26 protein-coding genes are annotated in these 24,734 nt (G+C 37.6%); 19 read left to right on the plus strand and 7 right to left on the minus strand.

The features are described 5' to 3' along the window. Window positions 1-2 precede the first annotated feature (2 nt). The 15 genes from F886_RS10460 to pyrF all read left to right on the plus strand — a co-directional run bounded on the left by F886_RS10460 (window position 3) and on the right by pyrF (window position 11,258). Window positions 3-611: a TetR/AcrR family transcriptional regulator gene (locus tag F886_RS10460; protein WP_034591080.1), complete on the plus strand. Its 609-nt coding sequence runs from the start codon at window positions 3-5 to the stop codon at window positions 609-611. A gap of 9 nt (window positions 612-620) precedes the next feature. Beyond that, window positions 621-1,175: a type II secretion system protein gene (locus F886_RS10465; protein WP_005304714.1), complete on the plus strand. Its 555-nt coding sequence runs from the start codon at window positions 621-623 to the stop codon at window positions 1,173-1,175. After that, window positions 1,165-1,545, plus strand: coding sequence for a type II secretion system minor pseudopilin GspI (gene gspI / locus F886_RS10470; protein ID WP_004792732.1), 381 nt, complete (start codon window positions 1,165-1,167; stop codon window positions 1,543-1,545). The genes F886_RS10465 and gspI overlap by 11 nt, the downstream gene beginning before the upstream one ends. Beyond that, window positions 1,545-2,360 carry a type II secretion system minor pseudopilin GspJ gene (gspJ, locus tag F886_RS10475; RefSeq protein WP_034591082.1) on the plus strand — a complete coding sequence of 272 codons (816 nt, stop codon included), beginning with the start codon at window positions 1,545-1,547 and terminating at the stop codon, window positions 2,358-2,360. The genes gspI and gspJ overlap by 1 nt, the downstream gene beginning before the upstream one ends. After that, window positions 2,360-3,319: a type II secretion system minor pseudopilin GspK gene (gene gspK / locus F886_RS10480; protein ID WP_005304719.1), complete on the plus strand. Its 960-nt coding sequence runs from the start codon at window positions 2,360-2,362 to the stop codon at window positions 3,317-3,319. Before gspJ ends, gspK begins: the two co-directional genes overlap by 1 nt. Before the next feature lie 228 nt (window positions 3,320-3,547). After that, on the plus strand, window positions 3,548-4,144 hold the full coding sequence (locus F886_RS10485; RefSeq protein ID WP_004792725.1) for a 6-pyruvoyl trahydropterin synthase family protein: 597 nt from the start codon (window positions 3,548-3,550) through the stop codon (window positions 4,142-4,144). Between the two features lie 53 nt (window positions 4,145-4,197). Then, on the plus strand, window positions 4,198-4,911 hold the full coding sequence (ung, locus tag F886_RS10490; protein ID WP_005304723.1) for a uracil-DNA glycosylase: 714 nt from the start codon (window positions 4,198-4,200) through the stop codon (window positions 4,909-4,911). Continuing rightward, entirely contained in the window at window positions 4,908-6,032 is a 1,125-nt protein-coding gene (locus F886_RS10495) for an enoyl-CoA hydratase/isomerase family protein (RefSeq protein WP_081402152.1), read from the plus strand. Before ung ends, F886_RS10495 begins: the two co-directional genes overlap by 4 nt. Before the next feature lie 4 nt (window positions 6,033-6,036). Further along, window positions 6,037-6,540, plus strand: coding sequence for a tRNA adenosine(34) deaminase TadA (gene tadA / locus F886_RS10500; protein WP_005304734.1), 504 nt, complete (start codon window positions 6,037-6,039; stop codon window positions 6,538-6,540). A 67-nt stretch (window positions 6,541-6,607) separates the two neighbouring features. Beyond that, complete coding sequence (locus F886_RS10505) at window positions 6,608-7,048, plus strand: SRPBCC family protein (protein WP_005304736.1); 441 nt, start codon at window positions 6,608-6,610, stop codon at window positions 7,046-7,048. Window positions 7,049-7,058: 10 nt separating this feature from the next. Further along, on the plus strand, window positions 7,059-7,739 hold the full coding sequence (cmk, locus tag F886_RS10510; protein WP_005304738.1) for a (d)CMP kinase: 681 nt from the start codon (window positions 7,059-7,061) through the stop codon (window positions 7,737-7,739). Between the two features lie 111 nt (window positions 7,740-7,850). After that, window positions 7,851-9,524 carry a 30S ribosomal protein S1 gene (gene rpsA / locus F886_RS10515; protein WP_004792715.1) on the plus strand — a complete coding sequence of 558 codons (1,674 nt, stop codon included), beginning with the start codon at window positions 7,851-7,853 and terminating at the stop codon, window positions 9,522-9,524. A gap of 156 nt (window positions 9,525-9,680) precedes the next feature. Further along, on the plus strand, window positions 9,681-9,983 hold the full coding sequence (locus F886_RS10520) for an integration host factor subunit beta (protein WP_003651488.1): 303 nt from the start codon (window positions 9,681-9,683) through the stop codon (window positions 9,981-9,983). A gap of 25 nt (window positions 9,984-10,008) precedes the next feature. Next, a complete protein-coding gene (locus F886_RS10525; RefSeq protein WP_002121360.1) occupies window positions 10,009-10,374 on the plus strand; it encodes a lipopolysaccharide assembly protein LapA domain-containing protein in 366 nt (121 codons plus the stop codon). Between the two features lie 185 nt (window positions 10,375-10,559). Beyond that, window positions 10,560-11,258 carry an orotidine-5'-phosphate decarboxylase gene (gene pyrF / locus F886_RS10530; protein ID WP_034591309.1) on the plus strand — a complete coding sequence of 233 codons (699 nt, stop codon included), beginning with the start codon at window positions 10,560-10,562 and terminating at the stop codon, window positions 11,256-11,258. Here pyrF and F886_RS10535 read toward each other — a convergent pair. After that, the gene (locus F886_RS10535; protein WP_005304743.1) at window positions 11,255-12,166 is read right to left on the minus strand and encodes a LysO family transporter; all 912 of its coding nucleotides are present in this window, start codon (window positions 12,164-12,166) and stop codon (window positions 11,255-11,257) included. The two genes, pyrF and F886_RS10535, sit on opposite strands and share 4 nt — an antisense overlap. Window positions 12,167-12,214: 48 nt before the next feature. After that, window positions 12,215-13,762: a flavin-containing monooxygenase gene (locus tag F886_RS10540; protein WP_081402153.1), complete on the minus strand. Its 1,548-nt coding sequence runs from the start codon at window positions 13,760-13,762 to the stop codon at window positions 12,215-12,217. Window positions 13,763-13,883: 121 nt separating this feature from the next. Between F886_RS10540 and F886_RS10545 the strand changes: the two genes are divergently transcribed. The 4 genes from F886_RS10545 to F886_RS10560 all read left to right on the plus strand — a co-directional run bounded on the left by F886_RS10545 (window position 13,884) and on the right by F886_RS10560 (window position 19,239). After that, complete coding sequence (locus F886_RS10545; protein ID WP_013198070.1) at window positions 13,884-14,906, plus strand: AraC family transcriptional regulator; 1,023 nt, start codon at window positions 13,884-13,886, stop codon at window positions 14,904-14,906. Window positions 14,907-14,983: 77 nt separating this feature from the next. After that, window positions 14,984-16,126: a cell division protein ZapE gene (gene zapE / locus F886_RS10550; protein WP_005304748.1), complete on the plus strand. Its 1,143-nt coding sequence runs from the start codon at window positions 14,984-14,986 to the stop codon at window positions 16,124-16,126. Between the two features lie 367 nt (window positions 16,127-16,493). Next, window positions 16,494-18,659 (plus strand): malate synthase G, encoded by a 2,166-nt coding sequence (locus F886_RS10555; protein WP_005304751.1) that lies wholly within the window; start codon window positions 16,494-16,496, stop codon window positions 18,657-18,659. Between the two features lie 100 nt (window positions 18,660-18,759). Beyond that, window positions 18,760-19,239 carry a GNAT family N-acetyltransferase gene (locus tag F886_RS10560; protein ID WP_005304754.1) on the plus strand — a complete coding sequence of 160 codons (480 nt, stop codon included), beginning with the start codon at window positions 18,760-18,762 and terminating at the stop codon, window positions 19,237-19,239. A gap of 34 nt (window positions 19,240-19,273) precedes the next feature. Here F886_RS10560 and F886_RS10565 read toward each other — a convergent pair whose 3' ends face one another. The 5 genes from F886_RS10565 to F886_RS10585 form a co-directional block, all read right to left on the minus strand. Next, window positions 19,274-19,687 (minus strand): ExbD/TolR family protein, encoded by a 414-nt coding sequence (locus F886_RS10565; RefSeq protein ID WP_005304757.1) that lies wholly within the window; start codon window positions 19,685-19,687, stop codon window positions 19,274-19,276. Window positions 19,688-19,706: 19 nt separating this feature from the next. Next, window positions 19,707-20,129 (minus strand): ExbD/TolR family protein, encoded by a 423-nt coding sequence (locus F886_RS10570; protein WP_004792697.1) that lies wholly within the window; start codon window positions 20,127-20,129, stop codon window positions 19,707-19,709. 15 nt (window positions 20,130-20,144) lie between these two features. Next, entirely contained in the window at window positions 20,145-21,026 is an 882-nt protein-coding gene (locus tag F886_RS10575; RefSeq protein WP_005304760.1) for a MotA/TolQ/ExbB proton channel family protein, read from the minus strand. Window positions 21,027-21,067: 41 nt separating this feature from the next. Next, window positions 21,068-21,781, minus strand: coding sequence for an energy transducer TonB (locus F886_RS10580; protein ID WP_005304763.1), 714 nt, complete (start codon window positions 21,779-21,781; stop codon window positions 21,068-21,070). Window positions 21,782-21,888: 107 nt separating this feature from the next. After that, window positions 21,889-24,558 carry a TonB-dependent receptor gene (locus tag F886_RS10585; RefSeq protein WP_005304765.1) on the minus strand — a complete coding sequence of 890 codons (2,670 nt, stop codon included), beginning with the start codon at window positions 24,556-24,558 and terminating at the stop codon, window positions 21,889-21,891. Window positions 24,559-24,734 lie beyond the last annotated feature (176 nt).

Raw genomic sequence — 24,734 nt, forward strand, 5'->3', positions numbered from 1 at the left:
AGATGGATCGTCAGGCTCAGTTCCGAGCAAGAGAAGTATTAATATTTCAGGTTGCGGAGCAATTATTGCTAGAAAATGGCGAAGCTGGAATGACACTTGATGTCTTGGCTGCTGAGCTTGATTTGGCAAAAGGAACTTTGTACAAACACTTTCAAAGTAAAGATGAATTGTACATGCTGTTGATTATTCGTAATGAACGTATGTTACTCGAAATGGTTCAAGATACTGAAAAGGCCTTTCCAGAACATTTGGCCTTTTTTATGCTGCATCATTTACACCATCCTGAACGGACAGTTTTATTTCATCAAATTGAGGAAAAACTTTCGATTACAGCTCAAGGTGTGCATCACCTTTTTAATGAGCTTTATCAAGTGCGTAAACAACGATTACGAATTATCATTCGCATGACAGATCACTATTTAGAATCGATTCAAAGCAATATGACAACTCGAGATTATCTGGCTTCTATTTGGTCGTTAACTCATGGTGCAGCAGCTATTCTCAACTCAAGTTTTTACCAACGCTATTTAGGTTCACGGGACACTTTAAGAGTGGCTTATATTGATCAGGCATTAGCCTTACCTAAACAAACTGTTGAACAATATGCTTAATAGGTCGATATGAAATCTCAATCACCGCCTAAATCACAAAAAGGTTTTACCCTCATTGAAGTGATGGTGGTGATTGTTATTATGACGATTATGACCTCTCTTGTTGTACTTAATATAGGTGGGGTTGACCAAAAGAAAGCGATGCAAGCAAGAGAGTTATTTTTGCTTGATGCACATAAAATTGGTAAAGAGTCACTTGATCAGTCTCGTGTTTTAGCTCTATCTACTATGAGTGAAACTGACGTTTCTCCATTTTCTTATGAGCTGTATGAATACCACGATCAGAGTAAATTACAGGTCCAAGATTTAAAAAACCGTTGGCAGAAATACCCAGAATTTACTACGCGCCAATTGCCTAAACATGTATCGTTTACAGTACAACCTCTAGATGGTCAAACCTATTCAAAAGCTACAAATACAGATTTAATTGGTGGGCAGGCTCCGCAGTTAATCTGGTTTGGAAATGGTGAAGCTAAAACAGTTAAAATACAGTTTTACTTTGAACAAAAACCAATTGGTTCAGAAATACAGATTGATCATTTGGGTAAAATAAATGAAATCTAAAGGCTTTACTCTATTAGAGGTAATGGTAGCTTTAGCAATTTTTGCGGTAGCTGCCGTCGCGTTAACTAAAGTGGCTATGCAATATACCCAATCTACCTCAAATGCAATTCTTAGAACAAAAGCTCAGTTTGTGGCTATGAATGAAGTTGCCTTAATGGAGATAAATCAAGAATGGCTTCAAGGTACTCAAAGTAAGCAAGTTACTTCTCAAGGTGAAACCTGGCAGATTGATAAATCTGCTGAATCTACAGTCAGCCCGAATGTTCAGAAAGTAGATTTGCAAATTAGCTTATATGATTCTGATAAAGGGAAAGTTCAAAATGGTATTACCCACTTGGTATTTTTTAATTATCCAATGAAAGCAAAATAATGATAAAAAATAAATATCTTTGCTCAAGAAGTTCAGCTTCTCGTCTTGCCGCACGATCGGAGCAGATGATGAGAGGTTACTTCGAGCAAAGCTCTTCGTCTTGCGCTCAGACAAAGCGTTGCTTTAAAGACTCCCACACTCGAAACACAGTTTCTCGTCTTACGGCACGATCGAGCAGTGCTCGATTAACTCGTGCCTCAGGATTTACTTTAGTTGAGCTTTTAGTCGCAATTGCAATTTTTGCTGTTCTATCTTTGTTGGGTTGGAAGATCTTTGATTATTTATTAAAAGTCCGTGATCGTAATGCACAACACGAAGTACAGTTATTCGAATTACAAGATGCTTATCAACAAATTTTACGTGATACGTTGCAAATTATACCTTTATCAGCTAATCAAGGCGGGCAACTACGTCCAGCCTTAGAACTTGATAATCAAGTTCTTCACTTTAGTAAGGCTGGTGTTACGGACCCCTTAAAGCAAGGGTTATCACCTTTTGAGCGTATCGAATATCGATATGATCCTGAACAAAAAAAGCTTTATCGTCTTAAGTATAGTAATTTGAATACTTCAAACAGAGAGCAGCCATTATCAAGTACGCTGTTAAGCCAAGTTGAACAATTTCAAATTATGGTACTCACGCCTCAAGAAGTGACAAAGTGGCCAGAAATTAATATTGATCCCACAAAACCTGAAGAATTTAGAAAGTTGCCGAAAGGAATAAAAATACAACTCACAGTTGCTGGTGTAAGTTATGAGTGGATTTATAGCTTAAATCAAGGTGATTTATCGCTCTCCAATAAAGGAGTGGGATAGTGTTGCATTATAAAAAAAGCCAGCAAGGCGTTGCTTTGCTCACTATTCTAATTATGGTTGCTTTGGCTACAATTTTGGCTGCCTCTATTGCAAAGCATCAAACCAATACGATGGAAAATACTGGCTATTTGATGCGTCAAAATCAGTCATTACTCTATGCAAAAAGTGCAGAGGCTTTTTTTTCTGAATTATTAATTCAAGATGCAAACAATGCTGGTGGCGTTGATCATTTAAAAGAAACATGGGCACAGCCGATGCCACCTTTTCCAATAGAAGATGGATCAGTATCAGGACGTTTATTGGATGAGTCAGGCAAATTTAACCTAAACAATTTGACGACGAATGAAGGTAAGGTAAACGAAGCTGCTAAAAATTGGTTTGAGCGATTACTTGTACGTGTAGGCTTGCCAGCAGAATTAAGTCAAGCAGTCATCGATTGGCAAGATCCAGATGACGAACCATCTGGGCCTATGGGTGCTGAAAGCAGTTATTATGAAGGTCTTGATCCTAGCTATTTAGCTTCAAATGCTAAATTTCATCGTATTGAAGAGCTAAAATTAGTAAGAGGGTTTGACGGTAAGAAATATGATTTAATTGCTCCCTATATTTCTGCATTACCTGAAAATACAAAAGTAAATATTAATACAGCCTCGCCATTAGTTTTGGCGAGTATTGATCCAAAATTAGATTTAGGGGCGGTAGAAAAAGAGCTTCAGATGCGCCAACAAAATTTAAAATTCTTTCAAAATGTTGATGAATTATGGCAATTGAATGCTTTTTCAACAGTCGACACTCAAAAGAGAACTGAAGTGAATAGCTTGTTAGATGTAAAGTCGAGTTTTTTTCAAGCACAAATTGAGGTCGTGCTAAATAATCGGAAAAGACAATTTACAAGTGCACTAATGCGTAATGATAAGCAGGTTTATGTTTATTCTAGAAATATGTCACCATTTAACTGATTGAAAAATTTTAGTTTATTTGTTTTTATCATGTTGTTAAAAAGTCATATTTAGAAACTTCTCTAATGACAAAATAAAATGAAGATAAATTTTCTATATATTTATCTTCAATATTTCTTCACAAGTCTTATCATACTTTTCGCTAATTGTTTCTAATTGAAAAGTGGTGCGAAGTTTTCGTCTTTTGCTTTATAATAATGTTCCTAGAAGGAATGATCGATTTGGCACATGTTAATTCGTAAGTTATTTAAGTTTGAAAATGCACATGTTGTACGAAACTGTACATCGGATCGTTGTAAGCGATCAATTCATGGACATAGTTATAAAGTCGAATTATTGCTTAAAGCTTCGAAATTAGATCATGGACAAATGGTTTATGATTTTGGGCTTCTAAAAGGGGTAATAAAAGACCTTATTGACAGCTTTGATCATGCAATCTGTTTTTGGGAAAAAGATGATTCTCAATACATTGATGCTTGTCAGACTTTTAGTGCTCGTTGGATTTCTTTACCTGTTTCGCCTTCGGCTGAACAGTTTTCACGTATTTTCTTTTATCTAGCTCAGCAAGTTTTACAATCAACCATCACTCAAAATGGGGAAGGTGATGTTGAGGTTTATTCAGTTATTGTTCATGAGACTGATACTGGATATGCACAAAGCTTTATTGAAGATATTCAAAATGAACAAATGGGGATTTTAAGTCTCGATGGAATTGTTTTTTCAGAACAAATTCAGATAGAGTGGGCAAATCCTCAAATGTATGAAGACTTGAAAAATGGGATTAAATTTAATAATCCTCAAGTTGATTTACAAGTCGAAGTATAAGTCGAGTTACTTACAGTATTTGTAGAATTGAAAATTGATCTAGGATGACATTAATGCAATTAACTGAGCAACAGCAAGATAAACTCAGTAAAGTTCAATTAGAAGAAAGCTGGAAAATATCTTTAGCGCCTTTTTTGTTAAGTCCTCAAATGGATAATTTGCGTGATTTCTTATTTCAAGAGAAGCAAGCACAAAAAATAATATATCCGCCGAGTAAACAAATCTTTAGTGCTCTAAATACGACACCATTGGCTGATGTGAAGGTCGTTATTCTTGGACAAGATCCATATCATGGACCAAACCAAGCAAATGGATTAAGTTTCTCCGTTCAAAAAGGTATTGCATTACCACCATCTTTACGTAATATTTTTCATGAATTACATACAGATTTGGGTATTCCAGCTCCTCGTCATGGCGACTTAACGAAATGGGCTACGCAAGGCGTACTTTTACTGAACAGTGTGCTTACTGTTGAAGCTGGACAGCCAACCTCACATCAAAAGCAAGGTTGGGAAGCATTTACTGATGAAGTCATTGATGTCCTGAATGAGCAAAGAGAACATATAGTATTTATTTTGTGGGGTGCTTATGCACAGCGCAAAGGACAACGTATAAATAGAGATAAACACTTGGTTTTAACCGCTGCACATCCATCGCCCCTTGCTGCAAACAGAGGTGGTTTTTTTGGATGTAAAGTGTTCTCAAAAACAAATCAATATTTGAAACAACATGGCATTGAGCCCATAGACTGGCAATTGGACGCATGATGAACTCTCCCAATCTAAATAACTATCACCCGGACTTGGTGGTCGAAGAAGCAAAAAACGGCTGGCGTATAGTACGTTTGAATCGTCCTAAATCATTGCATGCTTTAGATGAATCAATCGTAACGGCATTATTACGAGTATTTGAAGATTTCCGTGATGATGAGAGCGTTAAAGCAATTTGGTTAGATTCAACTACACCAAAAGCTTTTTGTGCAGGTGGTGATGTTAGAAAATTACGTCAACTTGTTATAAATCAAGAAGTAGACACGGCGAATAAGTTTTTCCAGCAAGAATATGCTTTGGATTTACTCTTACATAATTATGCTAAGCCTGTAGTTGTTTGGGGCGAAGGCTATGTTATGGGTGGGGGGTTGGGCCTGTTTATGGCAGCTCCATTCCGTCTAGTAACTCCATATTCTCGTTTGGCAATGCCTGAGATTAATATTGGTTTATATCCAGATGTAGGGGCGAGCCGCTTCTTAGCAGATCGTGGTCCAATAGGCTTGTTTACTGGTTTAACTGGTTCAATCATGACAGCCGCTGGAGCATATAGCATTGGTTGGGCAACACATATTTGTGAAGCACAGCGTGATAATGTTTTGCAAAAAGTTTTAAATATTAATTGGGCTCATTATCCTGCTGGGGATTTCCGCGCAATTGATGATACTTTAAATAGTTTGCATCGTCCGGTTGCGGCAGGTCCATTACAAAACTCACTTGATGTGATTCATAGCGTTTGCCGCGGTTTTAATTTTGAACAAGATTATCAAGCTATTGTGAGCTTGCGTGATGCGAGCAGTGATTGGTTACGCCAAGCGAGTGAGAACTTACAGAAAGGATCTCCTAGTACTGCGGCAATCACTTGGTTGCTGTGGCAATGGGGTAAACAGATACATTCTTGGGATGAGGTATTTGATCTTGAAGCTCAGATCTCTGAGTGGAAAATTCGTCATCCTGACTTTGTTGAAGGGGTTCGTGCACGGTTGGTTGATAAAGATTTATCACCAGAATGGAAACCATGTGAAGACTTAAGCTTAAGAGGCATATTGGTTGATTGTCCGCCAGTGACTTCAATAGATAGCTGGAATGCGTTACTTAGACAACACGGTGTGATCACCTAAATACATGACTGAATTTAGTGATGAATATTGGATGCAGCTTGCTTACGAGCAAGCTGAATTAGCTGCACAACAGGGTGAAATTCCTGTCGGTGCGATTGTAGTAAGCCAAAATCGAGTGATTGGATCTGGCTATAATGCTCCAATTAGTTTGTTAGACCCAACTGCACATGCAGAAATTCAAGCTATACGTGCAGCATGCTTATCATTAAATAATTATCGATTACCTGACGATGCGACTTTATATGTCACTCTTGAGCCATGCACAATGTGTGTAGGTGCATTAGTACATGCAAGAATCAAACATGTGGTTTTTGGTACAACAGAACCTAAAGCAGGTTCATTGGTAAGTGCTCGTCAGTTACTACAAGATGGTTATTACAATCATCGATTTACCTTTCAACAAGGTTGTTTACAAGAGAAATGTGCCCAACAACTCAGTCATTTTTTTAAACAAAGACGCGAGCAAAAGAAACAAGAAAAACAACAGAAAACGTCCTTAAATGATTAAAAAGTAACACGAGCTTATGGCAAACTAACGCGATTTTATTGCCATATTTTTTGATAAGGAATATTCAATGCGTAATGTAATTACCGTAAAAAAAGAATTTAATGCTCCTCTTAGGGACGTGTTTAATCTGCTTTCTAAACATGCAACTTACAATACTGCTTTTGCACCATTGCAAGTTGTACGTGTGAAAGACTCAGCAGATTCTAAAAGACCTGATGGTTTAGGTTCAGTTCGTCGTATGGGGTTTGGCCCAATCAAGCCAATCAAAGAAGAAATTACCTTGCTTGAAGAAAATAAAAGCATTGAATATAAATTAATAGACAATCCTTTGATTAAACACCATTTAGGTCGAATCGAGTTTTCTGAAATCACCCCATACATAACTTTAGTTACATATCGCATCGAGTTAACGGCAAAAGCTCCAGTGGTAAGTAAATTAATCCTTGCACAGCTAAAACTAGCCATTACACTAGGCTTTTCGAGATTAGCTAAAGCAGTTGCTTCTTAGTGAGAGTTCAATGACAGTTCAAATTATTACTATTGATGGTCCGAGTGGTTCGGGTAAAGGGACATTGGCGGCAAAACTTGCAGCATATTATCAATATCATTTACTCGATTCTGGTGCCTTATATCGTTTATTGGGGTTGTCATTACATAAACACGATTTATTAGAGAAATTAGACAGTCAGCTCGACGAATGTATTCAATATGCACGTCAATTGGATATTAAATTTGAAACTTCCGCAGCGGGCATTCTAGTTTTTCTAGATGGTGAGGATGTATCTCAAATAATTCGTACAGAACGTGTGGGTGAATATGCATCGAAAGTTGCAGCAATTCCTGAACTTAGACAGGCATTATTTGAGAGACAAAGAGCTTTTGCACAAAAACCTGGCTTAGTTGCAGATGGCCGTGATATGGCTACAGCTATTTTTCCAGAAGCAAATGCAAAAATTTATCTGACTGCTTCGGCTGAGTCGCGTGCTGAGCGAAGAGTAAAACAGTTGCAGGGCATGGGCCTAGATGCTAAAATAAACGACATTTTAGCTAATATACAGGCGCGTGACAAAAGAGATATGGAGCGAGAAGTTGCTCCGCTCAAGCCAGCCAAAGACGCTTATATCATTGATAGTTCGGAATTAACGATCGATCAGGTATTTAAGTTGATGGTTGATTATGTCGATAGCCGTACCATTTAGCAAATAGAATTATCAGTTGACGCATAGCTTGATCAGTCTATAAAGACTATGTTGATACTTAACTAAACCGGCCTTGTCTGATCCAAGACCGCTGAATTTATCAGGTATATCATGACCGAATCTTTTGCAGCCCTCTTTGAAGAAAGTGAATTAAACCTCAACGTTGAAAAGGGTGCAGTCATCCAAGGTGTTGTTGTAAACATCGATAGCGACTGGGTAACTGTTGACACTGGCCTAAAGTCTGAAGGCATTGTTGACCGTGCTGAATTTTTAAATGAACAACGTGAACTTGAAGTTCAGGTTGGTGATACTGTTGACGTAGTTGTTGAAGCTCTTGACAACGGTATGGGTCAAACAGTTTTATCACGTGAAAAAGCTAAGCGTGCTGAAACTTGGACTAAACTTGAAAAAATCTTTGAAGATGGCGAAATCGTTACTGGTGTTATCTCTGGTAAAGTTAAAGGCGGTTTCACTGTTGACATCGGTCCTGTTCGTGCATTCTTACCAGGTTCATTAGTTGACACTCGTCCTATCCGTGACACTACTCACCTTGAAGGTAAAGAGTTAGAGTTTAAAGTAATCAAACTTGATGCTAAACGTAATAACGTTGTTGTATCTCGTCGTGCTGTTATGGAAGCTGAATCTTCTGCTGACCGTGAAGCATTACTTGCTCAACTTGAAGAAGGTCAAACAGTTACAGGTACAATCAAAAACCTTACTGATTACGGCGCATTCGTTGATCTTGGCGGTATTGACGGTCTTCTCCATATCACAGATATGGCTTGGAAACGTATCAAACACCCTTCAGAAGTTGTTGAAGTTGGTCAAGAAGTTACTGTTAAAGTACTTAAATTCGACCGTGAGCGTAACCGCGTATCTTTAGGCCTTAAGCAATTAGGCGAAGATCCATGGTTAGCGATCATGAGCCGTTACCCTAAAGGTTCTATCGTTAAAGCTCGTGTAACTAACTTAACTGACTACGGTTGTTTCGCTGAAATCGCTGAAGGCGTTGAAGGTTTAGTTCACGTTTCTGAAATGGACCACACTAACAAAAACATCCACCCATCTAAAGTTGTTCAGATTGGTGATGAAGTTGATGTTATGGTTCTTGAAGTTGACGAAGAACGTCGTCGTATCAGCCTTGGTATCAAACAAACTCGTGCTAACCCATGGGAAGAGTTTGCTAAAGCTCATGAGAAAGGCGAAAAAGTATCTGGTACTATCAAGTCTATCACTGACTTTGGTATCTTCATTGGCTTGAACGGCGGTATCGACGGTTTAGTACACTTGTCTGATATTTCTTGGAATGAGCAAGGTGAAGAAGCTATTCGTCGTTACAAGAAAGGTGACACTGTTGAAGCTGTTATCTTGTCTGTAGACGCTGAAGGTAACCGTATCAGCCTTGGTATCAAGCAATTGAACAGCGATCCGTTCAATGATTTCTTAGCTGCTAACGAACGCGGTGCTTTAGTTAAAGGTACTGTAACTGCAGTTGATGCTCGTGGCGCAACTGTTAAGTTGGCTGACGAAGTAGAAGCTACTCTTAAAGCTTCTGAAATCAACCGTGACCGCGTTGAAGATGCAACTAAATTCTTAGAAGTTGGTCAAGAAGTTGAAGCGAAAATCATCAACGTTGATCGTAAATCTCGCTCTATCAACTTGTCTGTTAAAGCAAAAGACGAAGCTGAAGAGAAAGAAGCAGTTGCTAGCTTGCGTACAGCAACAACAAATCAAGAAAATGGTCCTAAGACTATTGGTGATTTGATTAAAGCACAAATGAAGTAATAGGTTAACAAAGTACAGTTTCATGTAACGGAATTGTACTTTTTATACAAATTACTGTAAACGGTAGCCTAGTATTCAACATACTGCGCTACCGTTTTGTATTTAAACAGGTTATTATCAGACGACATAGAGTAGCAATAAATAACGAGGTCGTAGATGACTACTGAAGCTCTTAATAAGTCTGATTTGATTGAACGCATTGCGCTGAAAAACCCACACTTAGCTGAACCTTTGGTGGAAGAGGCGGTTAAAATTATGATTGATCAAATGATAGAGGCCCTATCAACTGATAATCGAATTGAAATCCGTGGTTTCGGTAGCTTTGCTTTACACCACCGTGATCCAAGAGTTGGTCGTAATCCTAAAACTGGAAGATCAGTAGAAGTGGCAGCTAAAGCTGTTCCACATTTCAAACCCGGTAAAGCACTGCGTGATGCAGTCAACGAATCCGGGAAATAAATAAAAATTTATAAGCGGGGTGCCTATGCGTTATATTTTAATTGCATTGCTTATTGTTGTATTTGGCTATTCTTTAGCACTTGTTTTGCAGAATCCAACAGAACTTTCTGTTGATTTGTTATTTACCCAAGTTCCAGCTATGCGTTTAGGCTTATTACTGCTACTCACATTGGTGCTTGGAACTGTGGTTGGTCTTTTATTAGGTGTGCAGGTTTTCAGAGTATTTCAAAAAGGTTGGGAAATTAAACGCCTGCGTAAAGATATTGACCATTTAAGAAAAGAACAAATCCAAAGTGCTCAATTAGCAGCAGCAGAAGCCGCTGCGAATGTAAGACATGAAAAAACCGTTGTAGATATTTATCCGCAAGATAAAAACTCTACTCCGCTATAATCCCCGTACTACTCTTTATTAATGAGTAAAGAGTAGTATTTTCCTCAATTTATTAGCCTGTTCTCCTTTGTATTTTTCTAAAAATAAGTCCCCATAACATTATTGTCTCTAAATTTGAAAGCCTTCCTTATACATTCCTTTATTACTTGATGACTTGTCTATTATAATGATGCTGATTTTATATGATGGAAGAAAGTCTCTTGAGTATCATTGTTGCGTTAGATGCAAAAAGCCAATATGACGCTTTAAAAATTGTTGAACAACTTGATCCTACTTTATGTCGTGTAAAAGTGGGTAAAGAGCTTTTTACTCATGAAGGCCCATCTGTTGTAAAAAAACTTCAAGAACAAAACTTTGAAGTTTTTCTTGATCTTAAATTTCATGATATTCCAAATACTACTGCTCAGGCTGTTTGTGCAGCAGCTGATTTAGGCGTGTGGATGGTCAACGTCCATGCTTCAGGTGGTCGTAAAATGATGGAAACTTGTGTAGAACGCTTAAAAGCAGGTAACTATCAAACTCAACTAATTGCGGTTACTGTGTTAACTTCAATGGGCCGTGAAGATTTAAAAGATATTGGTCTAGATGTTGAGCCAGTAGAGCATGTAAAACGCTTAGCTAAACTGACTAAAGAAAGTGGATTAGATGGTGTGGTTTGTTCTGCACAAGAAGCTAAAATTCTACGTGAATTGATTGGACAAGACTTCTCTTTAGTAACACCTGGTATTCGCCCAGAAGGTTCAAATGCGGACGACCAAAAACGTATTGTGACTCCGAAGCAGGCTATGCTTGATGGTTCTACACACTTGGTTATTGGTCGACCAATTACTAAAGCAGAAAATCCAACAGAAATGTTGAAGTCTATTCTTACTTCAATTGCTTAAAAATTTAGGAATAAGCTAATTAATAGCGGAGCGAGTAGGCTTAATAATAAGCCGCTCATCATGGCATGTGGTACATAATGTGTACCACATGACTGTTTTACCATGGCTAAGGTAACATCCATTGACGTTGCGCCAGCACTTGAGATAGCAGGGCGTGGAAAACGCCATCCCATTGTATACATTAAAAATATAGCCACAATTTCTCTAAATAAATCAGTTAATAATGCAATACCACCTAGTTCTGCTGAGTGTAATTGCGTAAATAAGATCCCTGACATTGAATACCAGCCATAACCTTGTGCTAATGCTAACGTCTCATTCAGTGCAAAATGCTTGCTAAGCAAAAAGTAGTTAAAGAAGCCCGCTATACATGAGCCGATAAATGCAGCCAAAGGTACAATTAAAATCTTCCAGCTTAACCACGTACGGTTGAAATGAGTGAAGGCAAGTTCAATACCAATTAAGAAAATAAATAGTAATAATAAATACCAACTATTAAAGGCCATATGTGAATTGAATTGAGTGGCAATAGCTCCTAATAGAACACCGACGCCTAAAGCAAGAAAGGCCTTTGCAATATTTTTTAAAGCATTTACAAAAAGTTGAAGTGAAATTTTGCCTTTGACACTTTGTTTATCAAAAATTGTATAAGCCAATAAACAGGTAAAGAAAGAACCAAAAGATGTTGTAAGTGCAATAATAATAGCGGGTGGAAGTATGGCAGAAGGATTCTCAATTTGATCAAGTGCTAGTGTTAATTCTAAAGCTACACTTGCTAAGAGAATATAAGAAAAATAGGGCAGTATTTTAAAAATAAACTTTTGGATATTTAAAGATAGTTTGGGTGCTAGAAAATAGCCGGAAGCGAGCGCTAAAAAAATTTGAATGATGAGATAAAAAGATTGCATATAATAATAGGTGGATTGTTTTAACCCACCTATTATGTATTGAACATTTTAAGCTGCATAGCTCTGTGAGCTTTTATTTAAGAGTAAATAATCTTTAGGATTAACCTTGCGCGTTTCTAACCAGTACTTCCATGTATAGGTAGGCCATAGTGAAAAGTTTTTTCCGTCGGCAGATTGATACCAGCTACTACAACCTCCAGCTTGCCACACAGTTCCTTTAAGCTGATTTTGAACCCGTTCGTTAAAAGTATCTTGAACTTCTGGTTTAATCTCAACTGCTTTTTGCCCAGACTTTTCTACAAGTTGGATGAGTTGTAAAATGTAATTTACTTGAGATTCAATCATAAAAATAATCGAATTATGACCTAATACTGTATTAGGGCCGACTAATTGGAATAAATTAGGAAAGTTTTTAGTCATAATACCGTAATAACTTTCTGCACCATTTTTCCACGCCTGTTTTAACTCAACTTGATTGCGTCCAATACAAGTGAAATGTTTCAAGTAAATACGTGGATCAGTAATAAAACCAGTACCATAAATTAAACAATCAATAGGTCGTTCTTTACCATCTTTAGTGACAATACTATTTTCTTTAATTTCTTGAATACTATCCGTTACTAGCTCAACATTTTTACGGTTAAATGTAGGGAAATATTTATTTGAAATAAGAATACGTTTACATCCCATCACAAAGTCAGGTGTAAGTTTCTTGGCTACTTCTTTGTCTTTCACTTGGAAGCGTATGAAAGCTTCTGCCAACTTTTGACCATATTTCATAATTTGGGGTTGAACAATGGGTACAACGCGTGACTCATTACTCCAATAAAGACGACTACGATGAATTTGACGATAAAGATTGGAAGATTTGAATAATGTTTTACTCAAACGAGAGTATTTCCGTTCATCTCGTGGTATTACCCAAGCTGCCGTTCTTTGGAATACATAGAGCTGTTTAACATCTCCAGCTATTTCTGGAATATATTGAATCGCGCTACCACCAGTACCAATAGATGCGACTGCTTTACCATTTAGGTTATAGTCATGTTCCCACTGTGATGAATGAAAAACTTTCCCTTTGAATTTTTCGATGCCTTGAATATGGGGGATTTGTGGGATGTGTAGGGGGCCTGATGCAAAAACAACAAATTGAGCTTCAATCGAAGGCTGATTTTTAAAATCAAGAGTCCACACATGACGCATTTCATCATATTGGACATGAGTTACATCGTGGTTGAACTTACAGTAATTTTTAATCTTATATTTTTCTGTAATATCTTGAATATATTCAAATATCTCAGGTCCCTCAGCGTAACGTTTCGACCAGTCTGTTTTAGGGGCAAACGAGAGAGAATACATATGAGATTGAACATCGCATGCTGCACCAGGGTAACGGTTTTCGCGCCAGGTTCCACCTACATCGTCTGATTTTTCTAAAATAACAAAGTCTTGCTGTTGGTTTTGCAGTAAGCGAATTGCCATTGCTAGGCCACCAAATCCAGCACCAATAATAGCGATTTTAGTTTTTTGAATAGCATTTTGCTTTGTGTTTAGCATTGGAAACCCTGCATAAGCTGAAAAGAGGATTGCAGGCAAGACTAACGTTTTTTGATCAGTTTAAACATGATTGTATCGACGTGAAAATTGATAGATTCGGCAATTAATTTTCTTTCTTCTTTATAGTAAAACATTTGAGTCTAGGGAAATTGATAGAAGAATGAAACGGTCGATACTTGGTTTAATGTATTTAATTCAAGGAATGCGCAATGCGGGCATTGATGTCGACTCACGTTTGGCTGGTATAGGAATTAAAGTTGATGCTTTAGATCCGAGCTCCACAATTCATGATCGCCTAGAATGGGATATACAACAAATTATTAGTGAAAATGTTGAGCCTGAAAAGGGTCTATTCATTGGACAGCATTATGCTTTGGCCGGTTACGGGCCACTACTTATGTTGCTTGTAACAAGTAATGATGTTCAAACTGCATTAAGTAAAGGGATAAAATATCAAAGACTTACTCATTTGTTTGGTGCTTTAGGGCTTTATGAAACGGATGAGCGCACCATCTTAAATTATTTGCCTGTTGATTTGAAAACCCAAGTGGGACAGTTACGGGCACAATGTGAAGTTTCAGGAACTTATAAATTTATTCAAGATATTTATATGATGATGGGATTAGAAATGCCCGCTATGCGTATAGAACTTCCATTTGAAAAACCAACGGATTCAGAGACCTTATCTCGCTATTTTGCATACTATGGCGATGATGTGCACTTTAATGGTAAATATGCAGCATTTAGCCTAAGCAAGGATGTACTTGAAATCAAAATTCCTTCTGCAGACATCATTACACATCGTATTTATGAATCAAAATGTATTACAGAAATAACAAGATTAAATCAACAAGATCACCAAACTCCACATATCATACAATGTGTGCAAGATTATCTTGAGTTGCAACAAGGAATTATCCCGAGCATGGCGGAAACAGCTTTTGCATTGAAAATGCCTGAAAGGACATTAAGGCATCAATTGCAACAGTTAAATACGAGTTATAAGCAAATTCGTGAACAAATTATCAAGAATAAGGCATTAAAGCTTATGGAATATAGAGAATACTCAATAGAAGTTATTGCCGACTTACTCGGTTATTCTGAACCAGCGGCATTTAATCATGCATTTAAACGATGGTTTGGACAGAGTCCTCGACAATATGGCAAAGAGTCATCGTCGTAATTCTTGATGCTAAAAGCTAATGTGGTTGAACAAAATGTTCGCTATACTCCTATCAGTTAAAATTGAAATAAAACGATATGTTAAATTTAAAATCTTCTCATAGTACTGCATTCTCACCTTCTTCCCCAGCAGAACGCTATGCTGAGGCTTTAGCTTCAGGCCAGTTTATGGCAGATGAAGCGCAAGCACAGGCAGTGCAAGAATTAGACCGTGTATGGAAAGAACTTTTAAACCGTTATAAAGCCTCTAAAAAAGCTTTCCGTCGTTTTCGCCGCCAAACCTCACCTAAAGGTGTCTATATGTGGGGTGGAGTAGGCCGTGGAAAAACTTGGCTTATGGATCAATTTTATGAGTCAGTGCCATTTCGTCGTAAAACACGTATGCATTTTCATCATTTTATGCAACATGTCCATAAAGAATTAAACAAGCTTTCTGGTCAACGTAATCCACTTGAAATTGTGGCTGACCAAATTTATAAAGATGCAGTGGTTATTTGTTTTGATGAGTTCTTTGTATCAAACGTAACTGATGCAATGATCTTGAGTGATTTATTCCAAAAATTGTTTGTTCGTGGCGTGACATTGATTGCTACATCAAACATTGCACCAGACGGTTTATATAAAAACGGTATTCATCGTGACCGTTTCTTGCCAACAATTGAAATGGTTAAAAAGAATTGTACTGTTTTAAACGTAGATGCAGGTGTGGATTATCGTTTACGTGTCTTAAAACAAGCTCAATTATTTAAATCTCCATTAAGTAATGAAGTCCAAAGCTGGATGGCGGAACGTTTTAGCGCTTTAACTCACACACAAGCTCATTCTCAAGAGCCGATTGTGATTAATAATCGTGTGGTCGAGACTCTAGGTCATACAGAAGATGTGTTGTGGTGTGAGTTTTCTGAACTTTGCTTTAAACCACGCAGCCCAGCAGATTTTATTGAAATTGCAAATATCTATAATACGGTTCTGGTAAGTAATGTTCCGCATTTAACAGATTTCTTGTCTGAAGGTACACGTCGTTTTATCTACTTAGTCGATGAGTTTTATGATCGTGGAGTAAAGTTACTTTTAACTTCGCAGGATAGTATTATTGATATTTATCAAGGTGAAAAATTAGCCTTTGAGATTGAGCGTACTCGTTCGCGTTTATTGGAAATGCAATCGGATGAATATTTGCATTCTGAACATCGCCATATTGATGAAACTAAAAACGCATAAAAAATAGATATGAAAAGCGCTCTTTATAGGGCGCTTTTTTTTACAACAAAAATAGATAAATTTAGTTAAATAGTGCTTTTTCATGCTGCAAAGTTTGATATAACTAAATACGCTTTAGAAAAATAAGATAGTGGAATTTTTTGTCTGTTAACAAAAAGTCTAGTTTCAGTATCTTTAAATATTGAATAAATTGTTGGGAATCCTAGTTAGAATTTAAATATTTCCTATATAGAAAAATTTATCTTTGTCAATAGTTTTACAAGGGAAAATGCTTACTATTTAGGAATGTGATATTAGTATTCAGCTTAATTTAAATCGGTATACTAGGATTCTCTTGGTATAAAAAGTAGCAACTTCAGGAAAGACAATGACTGCACGTATTCAAAAAGGCAAGTTAGCGATTGCTAAAGAACTTTACGATTTTATCGAAAATGAAGCTTTACCAGGTTCTGGTTTAGATAGTGAAACTTACTGGAAGAACTTTGAGCAAGTTGTTGTCGATCTTAGCCCAAAAAATAAAGCATTATTGGCTAAGCGTGATGAATTACAAGCAAAAATTGATGAATGGCACCGTAACAATAAATTTGAATTAGGTGCTTATAAGGCGTTCTTAACTGAAATTGGTTATTTATTGCCAGAAGTTGAAGATTTTCAAATTACAACTGAAAACGTTGATGAAGAAATCGCATTATTGGCAGGGCCGCAGTTAGTTGTACCTGTACGTAATGCTCGTTATAGCTTAAACGCAGCAAATGCTCGTTGGGGCTCTTTATATGATGCACTTTACGGCTTCGATGTAATTGCTGAAGAAGGTGGAGCTGAAAAAGGTAAAGGATATAACCCTGTACGTGGTGCAAAAGTAATTGAGTTCGCTAAAAATTTCTTAAATGAAGTTTTCCCACTTGCGCAAGGTTCACATGCAGATGCGACAAAGTATGCGATTGAGCAAAATAAACTTGTTGTGACTTTGAAAGATGGTTCAAAAACAGGTTTAGCTCATGAAGCTCAGTTTGTTGGTTTCAACGGTGAAGAAGCGAACCCTACAGAAGTTGTTCTTTTAAGTAATGGCCTTCATGTCATTATCGAAATTGATACATCTAGCCCAATTGGTCAAACTGATTTAGCGGGTGTTAAAGACTTAACATTCGAAGCGGCTGTAACTACTATCCAGGATTTAGAAGATTCTGTTGCGGCAGTAGATGCTGAAGAAAAAGTTGAAGGTTACCGTAACTGGTTAGGTTTAATGAAAGGTACGCTTCAAGAATCTATCGAGAAAAATGGTAAAACGATTGTTCGTGATTTAAATAAAGATCGCGAAATTAAAAACTTAATTGGTGGTACAACGAAACTTCATGGTCGTTCACTTATGTTACTTCGTAATGTAGGCCATTTAATGACTAACCCAGCGATTTTAGTAGATGGTGAAGAGATTTTCGAAGGTATTATGGATGCCTTGGTAACACCATTGTTGTCAGTTGCGGACATTCGTAGTGAAAACGAAAACAAGAACTCTCGTAAAGGTTCTATGTATATTGTTAAGCCAAAAATGCATGGTCCAGAAGAAGTTGCGTTTGCTGTAGAGTTATTTGAACGTGCTGAACAAGCGATTGGCTTACCGCCTAAATCGTTAAAAATCGGTATTATGGATGAAGAGCGCCGTACATCTGTAAACTTGAAAAACTGTATTGCTGCTGCAAAAGACCGCACAATCTTTATTAATACTGGTTTCATGGACCGTACTGGTGATGAAATTCATACTTCAATGGAAGCTGCACCAGTTGTTCGTAAAGAAGCCGTAAAAACACAAAAATGGATTGCTGCTTACGAAAACCGTAACGTTGCAATTGGTTTGAAGACTGGTTTACAAGGTAAAGCACAAATTGGTAAAGGCATGTGGCCAAAACCAGATAGCATGAAAGATATGTTGGCAACCAAAGCTGCACATCCAAATGCGGGTGCTTCATGTGCTTGGGTTCCATCTCCGGCAGGTGCAGTACTTCATGCGATGCATTACCATCAAGTGAATGTTAAAGCACGTCAAGATCAGTTGAAAGCTGAAGAAATGTTGTCATTAGATGACTTGTTGACTCCTCCGTTTGCACCAGAAACAAACTGGTCAGCAGAAGAAATCAACAATGAGCTTGAAAATAACTGCCAAGGTATTTTAGGTTACGTTGTTCGTTGGGTTGACTTAGGCGTGGGTTGTTCGAAAGTTCCTGACATTAACAATGTGGGCTTAATGGAAGACCGTGCAACATTACGTATTTCTTCTCAACACGTTGCAAACTGGTTACGTCACGGTATTGTGACTCGTGAACAAGTTGAAGAAGTGCTTAAACGCATGGCAAAAATTGTTGATGAGCAAAATGCGAATGACCCATTGTATAAACCAATGGCTGCTAACTTTGAAACTAACATTGCTTTCCAAGCCGCTTCTGACCTCATCTTTAAAGGTTGTGAACAGCCTTCAGGTTATACTGAGCCGTTACTTCATGCTGCTCGTTTAAAGTTAAAAGGTTATACAGGTGACTAATTTTAACCTGTCATAAAAAAAGCCTCTTCGGAGGCTTTTTTTGTTCTCGGTATATTTTTTGCTTAAACTAAGAAAATGTATCTCTAAAGGATTTTTGAATTTGATTAATTTGAAAAGTCTAGATCGTGAGAATTGGCTTCTATGCGCAAAATTATCATTAGATGAATCTCAAAAAGACTATGTTGCACCAAATGTTTATTCTATTGCTGAGTCTAAAGTGGAAGAACATTACTGTCCAAGAGTGATCTGTTTCAATAATGACGTCATTGGGTTCTTAATGTATTGCGTCGAAATTGATCCACCTGATGAGACATTATTCTGGTTATTTCGTTTTATGATTGATAAAAATAATCAAGCTAAAGGTTATGGTACCGAAGCATTGCAAATTGCAATTGATGAAATATTTACAAAAGGAGCTAAACGAATTCGAACTATGTATAAATCATCTAATCATTGTGCTGGAAAACTTTATAAAAAATTGGGTTTTATAGAAACTGGAGAATATGATGAATGTGGAGATATTATTTTAGAGTTGAATATTTCCCTTCAAAAAAAAACGCTAACTGAAAATTCCAGTTAGCGTATGAAGTAATAGAATAGATTTAAAAGCAATATTAGTTACTGCTTACAATTCCAATTTTGGTGACACCTAAACGCTGTGCTGTAGCCATGACCATCGCTACATTTTTATATTCAGCCATTTGATCTGGTTTAAGTTTGATCTGGTCTTGATCTTTTTTGGCAACCACACTTTGAAATAAAGTCTCTAGTGCGGTGCGGTCTGAAACCTGCTGGTTATTCCAAAACACTTTACCTGTTGCGTCAATTCTTACATCAATCACTTCAGGTGGCTTTTCATTTGTTGGAGGCGGTGTGCCGTTTGGCAAATTAATATTAATCGCATTGTTTGGTGCAGGGATGGTAATAATGAACATAATAATAAGTACTAACATGACATCAATAAGAGGCGTCATGTTAACTTCTAACATCACATCGTCATCATTATTTGAACCGACATTCATACCCATAAAATTCTCCTTAAAATAATTACTGGGAGGCTGGAGGGGTAGTAACAAATGCAATTTTGCCAATACCAGCTTGTTTGGTCGTGCTAATGACCTGATCTATCGCCTCAAAATGAGTAAGCTGGTCTCCACGAATATGAACTTCTGGCTGAGGCCTTTTTTGCGCAACTGCTTGAAGCTTTGATAGCAATATTTCTTTATTAGGCACATAACTTTCATTCCAGAAAATATCTCCTTTCTTGTTCACAGAAAGTTGAATATTTTCAGGTGTGGTGGCATATGGCGTATTTTTTTCTTCTGGTAGTTTCACTGGAACCGTATGTGTAACTACCGGAATCGTAATTAGAAAAATAATAAGTAAAACCAACATGACATCAACCAGAGGCGTCGTATTAATTGCACCAATCATTTCATCGTCATCTTCAGAACCAACACTCATACCCATAACGTTTGCTCCTCGTTATTTAATGCTGCGGTTAACCGAATTATTGGTACTAATTTCTCCGCTTAATAAAACTGCGTGTAAATCTGAACCAAATGAACGAACATTTTCCATAACGGCTTTATTACGGCGAGTTAGCCAGTTGTAACCAAGTACAGCGGGTACTGCGACTGCAAGACCAATAGCTGTCATAATTAAAGCTTCACCGACAGGACCAGCAACTTTATCAATAGATGCCTGACCTGAAATTCCGATGGCAGTTAATGCGTGATAAATTCCCCAAACCGTACCAAAAAGACCAACAAAGGGTGCCGTTGATCCAACGGTTGCTAAGAAAGCTAAACCACCACCTAAATGATTTTGTATTTTTTCAATTGCACGTTGAATTGATATGCTCACCCATGTATTAAAATCGATTCGCTCAAGTAAAGAGCCGCCGTGCGATTTAGTTGAGTTAATGCCTTTTTCAGCAATAAAGCGATATGCGCTACTTTGTTCTAAATTATCAGCTGCATTATCTAATGAAGTTGCTTCCCAAAAACTTTTCTCTGCCTCTTTGCCTTGTCGTTTTACTTTAGCTTGTTGTAAGAATTTTGAAATAATGATGTACCACGTGCCAATAGACATCAGTACTAATATAAATAAGGTAGATTTAGCGACTAAGTCTCCTTCACGCCAAAGCGCTTCTAGACCATAAGGGTTTTTAACAGTTTCGCTTGTTGCTGGTTTCGGTGGTGGAGTTGGAGTATTTGCATTTGAAGTAGCTTCAGCGGTTGCTGTTGCCACAGGAGTATTACTCGTTTCTTCTGCAAAAACCGAGTTTAATGGAAGTAATGAGCAAGCTGCGATTAAACTTGCAGAAGCGAAACGTACTAGCGGTTGAGTTGATTTTTTCATCATATTATCTCCAATATTTTTTAATTTCTGACTAATTCAATTGTTTATTCAATTACGAATGGATATTCAATTTCATACCAGTCTTGCTGAGGCACACCATCTTTCATTGCTGGTTTGAATGTACATAAGCTGTAAGCTTTAGTTGCTGCTTTATCTAAGGTTTTGCTGCCACTTGATTTTTTTACTTTGGCATCAATGACTTTGCCTGAAGTATCAACCAAAACACGTATACGCACCGTACCTTGTTCTTCATTCATCAGTGCTTCACGAGGATATTCCGGTTTTTCACAGCCAGCAGAACCTTCCGAAACACCGCGAGTTACGCCAGCTGGTTTAGGAGCTGGGGCAGCTGCCACTGGAGCTGGTGCGGCAACAGGGCTTGGTGATGGGGTGCTAGGTGCAGCAGGAGCTGGAGTAGCAACTTTAGTTGGTTGAGCTACTGGTGTCGTTTTTTGTACCGGTGTCGCTACTTTCTCTACTTGTTTAGGCGGCTCAGGAACTTTGGCAACTTTTTCTACCATTTTAGGTGGCTCAGGTGGTTTTTCCTTAGGTTTTGGCTCCTCCGGTTTAGGTGGAGGAGGTGGTTTAATGTCTTGAATAATTTGTAATTCCACAGGTTTTTCTGCTGGTTTTTGAATATTGTTTGCTAAACCTGACATCAGAATATAGGCAACAATAAGATGCAGAAAAAGTACTGCGGCAATACCAATAAGGCGCTTTGCAGATTTATTTTCTATGTCTGTAAAAGTCATGCCCATAGTTACTCCTGAAACTTGAGACAAACAATTCTTAAATTAATGTTTGACTAAGGGTGAGTATTTGTTCTGCAAACACGATGTTTAAGTCATGTTTGCAGAACAACCATTTAGAACTTATATGTACCTCGTACAAAGTACGTACGCCCTAAAGGATCTGCGTAACGTGGGTCATATCCCATTTGAAAGTTATCAATTACATTAGAAGCAGGAGGGTCTTCATCAAAAATATTTTTAATACCAGCGGTCACTTCTAGATTTTTAAAGCCTTTATAAGTGCCTGAAATATTGTATGTTGTATAGTCGCTGACTCTATGGTTTTGGTCGTTAGAGTTTTGATCTTGGTACCCACGAGAGAAGTTTTGTTGCAGATTTAAAGCCCAGTTTTCATAATTCCAATTTAGGTTTGCGGTATGTTTCCAACGCAGAATAATAGATTGATAGTCTAAGCCGCTATATGACCCAGCAACACCTATCCATTCTCCATCTGGCTCGGCTTGGTATTTGTAGTCTGTTATATATGTACCATCAATGTTGAAACCGAATCGACCTGTAGCAGTCATTGGAGAAACCCAACTTAAGCCGACGTCGAAACCAGAAGTTTTAATTCCACCTAAATTTTGTTGTGTTGTAATAATATAATCTAATGAGCCATCAGGATTACGTACAAATTTGTCTGCATATTTCACAGGGTCATTAAAAATAGCAGTTTCCGAAAGTGTAGCAATTTGCTTGTCGACTTCGATATTGAAGTAATCAAGAGTGAAGGCTAAATTTTTAATTGGTTCAAATACTAAACCTGCAGTAAAAGACTTTGACTCTTCTGGATCTAGAGTTTTATTACCTCCATTTTGTCTATCAAATTGCATCTTACAATCACGTTCTTTTTGCCCTCCTGGTTGTACAACTCCACCAGGGCAAAGCAGTGGATCATTATATGATGCACCTGTATTGGTTATCGAATTTGCGCCATTAACTTCCCAAAGTGTTGGTGCTCTGAAACCTGTACTATAAGTTGTACGGAACATTAACTGTTTAATAGGTTCCCAACGAAGTGCAAATTTTGGATTAAAAGTATCACCAAAATCGTTGTAGTCATCATAACGAGCGGCAATTTGAGCTTCTAAAGTTTTAAGAAGTGGGATATGAAATTCAGTAAATACCGATTTAATATTACGATCGCCAGTATTTACTGGTTCATCAGGATCGACACCTGTACTAGGTGCTACTCGGGCAACATCAGTAACGACTTTTGAAGTCCAATCTTCATAACGATAGCTTGCTCCAACTGCAAAACCAACATCTCCAGCTGGTAATTTAAATATAGGTCGGCTTGCAGTGAAATCAACCGTAGTTGTATCTAGGTTGGCTTTTAAATATTTACCTTCAACTCCTAACTCATTCCATACATTAGCATCTTCAGGGTTTTGTGGTCCGAATGGGTTTAAAATACCATTATTTAAAGCTTCTTGTGTTTTATCAAAGTTTAAATAGCCACTTACGATAGCATCCGATGCACTACTATGTGCATAGGTAACGCCTGAATTAATGTCCCAACCATGAGTTTCACCCTCAATACCAGCAAACAATCTATGTGATTGGTTAATACTGTTACTTATACGATTACCCGATTGTGAACGCAGATATAAAGGGATAGTTCCCTTCGCGCCTGCTAAAGCTGGAGTTATGCCGTTTCCTGGATAATATTTACTATTAGAGTCAAGCGTCAGATCAAAAAATACATCTGGTGCAACTGAAGTAGTGACTTCACTTCTTGCATATAAATATTCTGCAATCGCGTTAAAATTATCATTTAGTTTAAATGTAGCTCGGCCCATAGCTGAGATGTCTTCTGTTTTTGGAACAATTCCAATCACAGCTTGACTGTTATATCGACAAGTTCCATCATCGACACTATTAAGAGGGTTATTACCACAACCAGTGGATGCGTAAGGGTTACCTAAACCTGGGACATTGGCAGGGAATGAACCACTACTGGTTCTATTGACACCTAATTCGGGTAATATGCCTCCACGCCGACTAACTTTACGGTCTTTGGCCATGACATCATCGCCTTTGCGATAGTCCACCACACCAAAAACGTTATAGCCATTTTCGTCTAAATCACCGAAGCCACCAAAGATGCTGTAGTCTTGCTGCTCACCGCCTTTTTGTTCTGGTTTTTGATAACCAGCGGTCAGATTAAGTCCGGTAAATTGCTTTTTGGTAATAAAGTTAATTACCCCGCCAATTGCATCTGTTCCATAAATGGAAGAGGCACCATCTCTTAGAACCTCAATGCGGTCTAACATTGCGAGTGGGATAATATTTAAGTTTGTGACGCCACTGTCATATGCATTTGCAGCTAATCGACGACCATTAAGTAAAACAAGTGTTTTATTGGCACCTAAGGCTCTCAAGTTTGCCGCTGAACCAGCTGTTTTACTTGCACCCACGTTACTGGCAGTAACAAAATTAGATTGGTTTGCACTAATTTTGGCTAAAGCTTCTTCAGTTGTAGTTACCCCTTGTTTTAAAATTTCATCCACTTTTACGATAGTAATTGGTGAAGCACTTTGAGCTGCAACTCCCTTGATTGAAGAGCCTGTCACAGCAACTTTTACAACTTTGACGGGTTTATCATCATTGCTTGATTGTTCTGTTTCTGCTGCTTGTGCCATGGTAAGACACATCATGCTTAAACTAAGGGTACTTAATTTAAGAATTGTTTTGCCAATCTTGGGGGTTACCTGAGATCGAACATTGTATTTTTTTTTCATCGTGGATTTGATCCCTTTTTGTTGTAGTTAGCGATATTGCTGGAAAGTTTTTAAGCAAAGCAAGTGCCAACTATATATTTTTCTTTTTTTAGTTTATGCAAAATATTGATATATATTGATTTTATTATGTTTGTGGTGAGGATTTAGTGTTTTATCTTCACCTAAAAAATTTTCCA

It is taken from the genome of Acinetobacter sp. NIPH 542, assembly GCF_000369825.1.
GTDB classification, from domain to species: Bacteria; Pseudomonadota; Gammaproteobacteria; order Pseudomonadales; family Moraxellaceae; genus Acinetobacter; species Acinetobacter oleivorans.

What these genes read in the sequence shown, in the direction of transcription:
- F886_RS10460 (WP_034591080.1), top strand. Translation starts at nt 3, where the DNA reads ATGGATCGTCAGGCTCAGTTCCGAGCAAGAGAAGTATTAATATTTCAG.
- F886_RS10465 (WP_005304714.1), top strand. Translation starts at nt 621, where the DNA reads ATGAAATCTCAATCACCGCCTAAATCACAAAAAGGTTTTACCCTCATT.
- gspI (WP_004792732.1), top strand. Translation starts at nt 1,165, where the DNA reads ATGAAATCTAAAGGCTTTACTCTATTAGAGGTAATGGTAGCTTTAGCA.
- gspJ (WP_034591082.1), top strand. Translation starts at nt 1,545, where the DNA reads ATGATAAAAAATAAATATCTTTGCTCAAGAAGTTCAGCTTCTCGTCTT.
- F886_RS10485 (WP_004792725.1), top strand. Translation starts at nt 3,548, where the DNA reads ATGTTAATTCGTAAGTTATTTAAGTTTGAAAATGCACATGTTGTACGA.
- ung (WP_005304723.1), top strand. Translation starts at nt 4,198, where the DNA reads ATGCAATTAACTGAGCAACAGCAAGATAAACTCAGTAAAGTTCAATTA.
- F886_RS10495 (WP_081402152.1), top strand. Translation starts at nt 4,908, where the DNA reads ATGATGAACTCTCCCAATCTAAATAACTATCACCCGGACTTGGTGGTC.
- tadA (WP_005304734.1), top strand. Translation starts at nt 6,037, where the DNA reads ATGACTGAATTTAGTGATGAATATTGGATGCAGCTTGCTTACGAGCAA.
- F886_RS10505 (WP_005304736.1), top strand. Translation starts at nt 6,608, where the DNA reads ATGCGTAATGTAATTACCGTAAAAAAAGAATTTAATGCTCCTCTTAGG.
- cmk (WP_005304738.1), top strand. Translation starts at nt 7,059, where the DNA reads ATGACAGTTCAAATTATTACTATTGATGGTCCGAGTGGTTCGGGTAAA.
- rpsA (WP_004792715.1), top strand. Translation starts at nt 7,851, where the DNA reads ATGACCGAATCTTTTGCAGCCCTCTTTGAAGAAAGTGAATTAAACCTC.
- F886_RS10520 (WP_003651488.1), top strand. Translation starts at nt 9,681, where the DNA reads ATGACTACTGAAGCTCTTAATAAGTCTGATTTGATTGAACGCATTGCG.
- F886_RS10525 (WP_002121360.1), top strand. Translation starts at nt 10,009, where the DNA reads ATGCGTTATATTTTAATTGCATTGCTTATTGTTGTATTTGGCTATTCT.
- pyrF (WP_034591309.1), top strand. Translation starts at nt 10,560, where the DNA reads ATGGAAGAAAGTCTCTTGAGTATCATTGTTGCGTTAGATGCAAAAAGC.
- F886_RS10535 (WP_005304743.1), bottom strand. Translation starts at nt 12,166, where the DNA reads ATGCAATCTTTTTATCTCATCATTCAAATTTTTTTAGCGCTCGCTTCC.
- F886_RS10545 (WP_013198070.1), top strand. Translation starts at nt 13,884, where the DNA reads ATGAAACGGTCGATACTTGGTTTAATGTATTTAATTCAAGGAATGCGC.
- zapE (WP_005304748.1), top strand. Translation starts at nt 14,984, where the DNA reads ATGTTAAATTTAAAATCTTCTCATAGTACTGCATTCTCACCTTCTTCC.
- F886_RS10555 (WP_005304751.1), top strand. Translation starts at nt 16,494, where the DNA reads ATGACTGCACGTATTCAAAAAGGCAAGTTAGCGATTGCTAAAGAACTT.
- F886_RS10565 (WP_005304757.1), bottom strand. Translation starts at nt 19,687, where the DNA reads ATGGGTATGAATGTCGGTTCAAATAATGATGACGATGTGATGTTAGAA.
- F886_RS10570 (WP_004792697.1), bottom strand. Translation starts at nt 20,129, where the DNA reads ATGGGTATGAGTGTTGGTTCTGAAGATGACGATGAAATGATTGGTGCA.
- F886_RS10575 (WP_005304760.1), bottom strand. Translation starts at nt 21,026, where the DNA reads ATGATGAAAAAATCAACTCAACCGCTAGTACGTTTCGCTTCTGCAAGT.
- F886_RS10580 (WP_005304763.1), bottom strand. Translation starts at nt 21,781, where the DNA reads ATGGGCATGACTTTTACAGACATAGAAAATAAATCTGCAAAGCGCCTT.
- F886_RS10585 (WP_005304765.1), bottom strand. Translation starts at nt 24,558, where the DNA reads ATGAAAAAAAAATACAATGTTCGATCTCAGGTAACCCCCAAGATTGGC.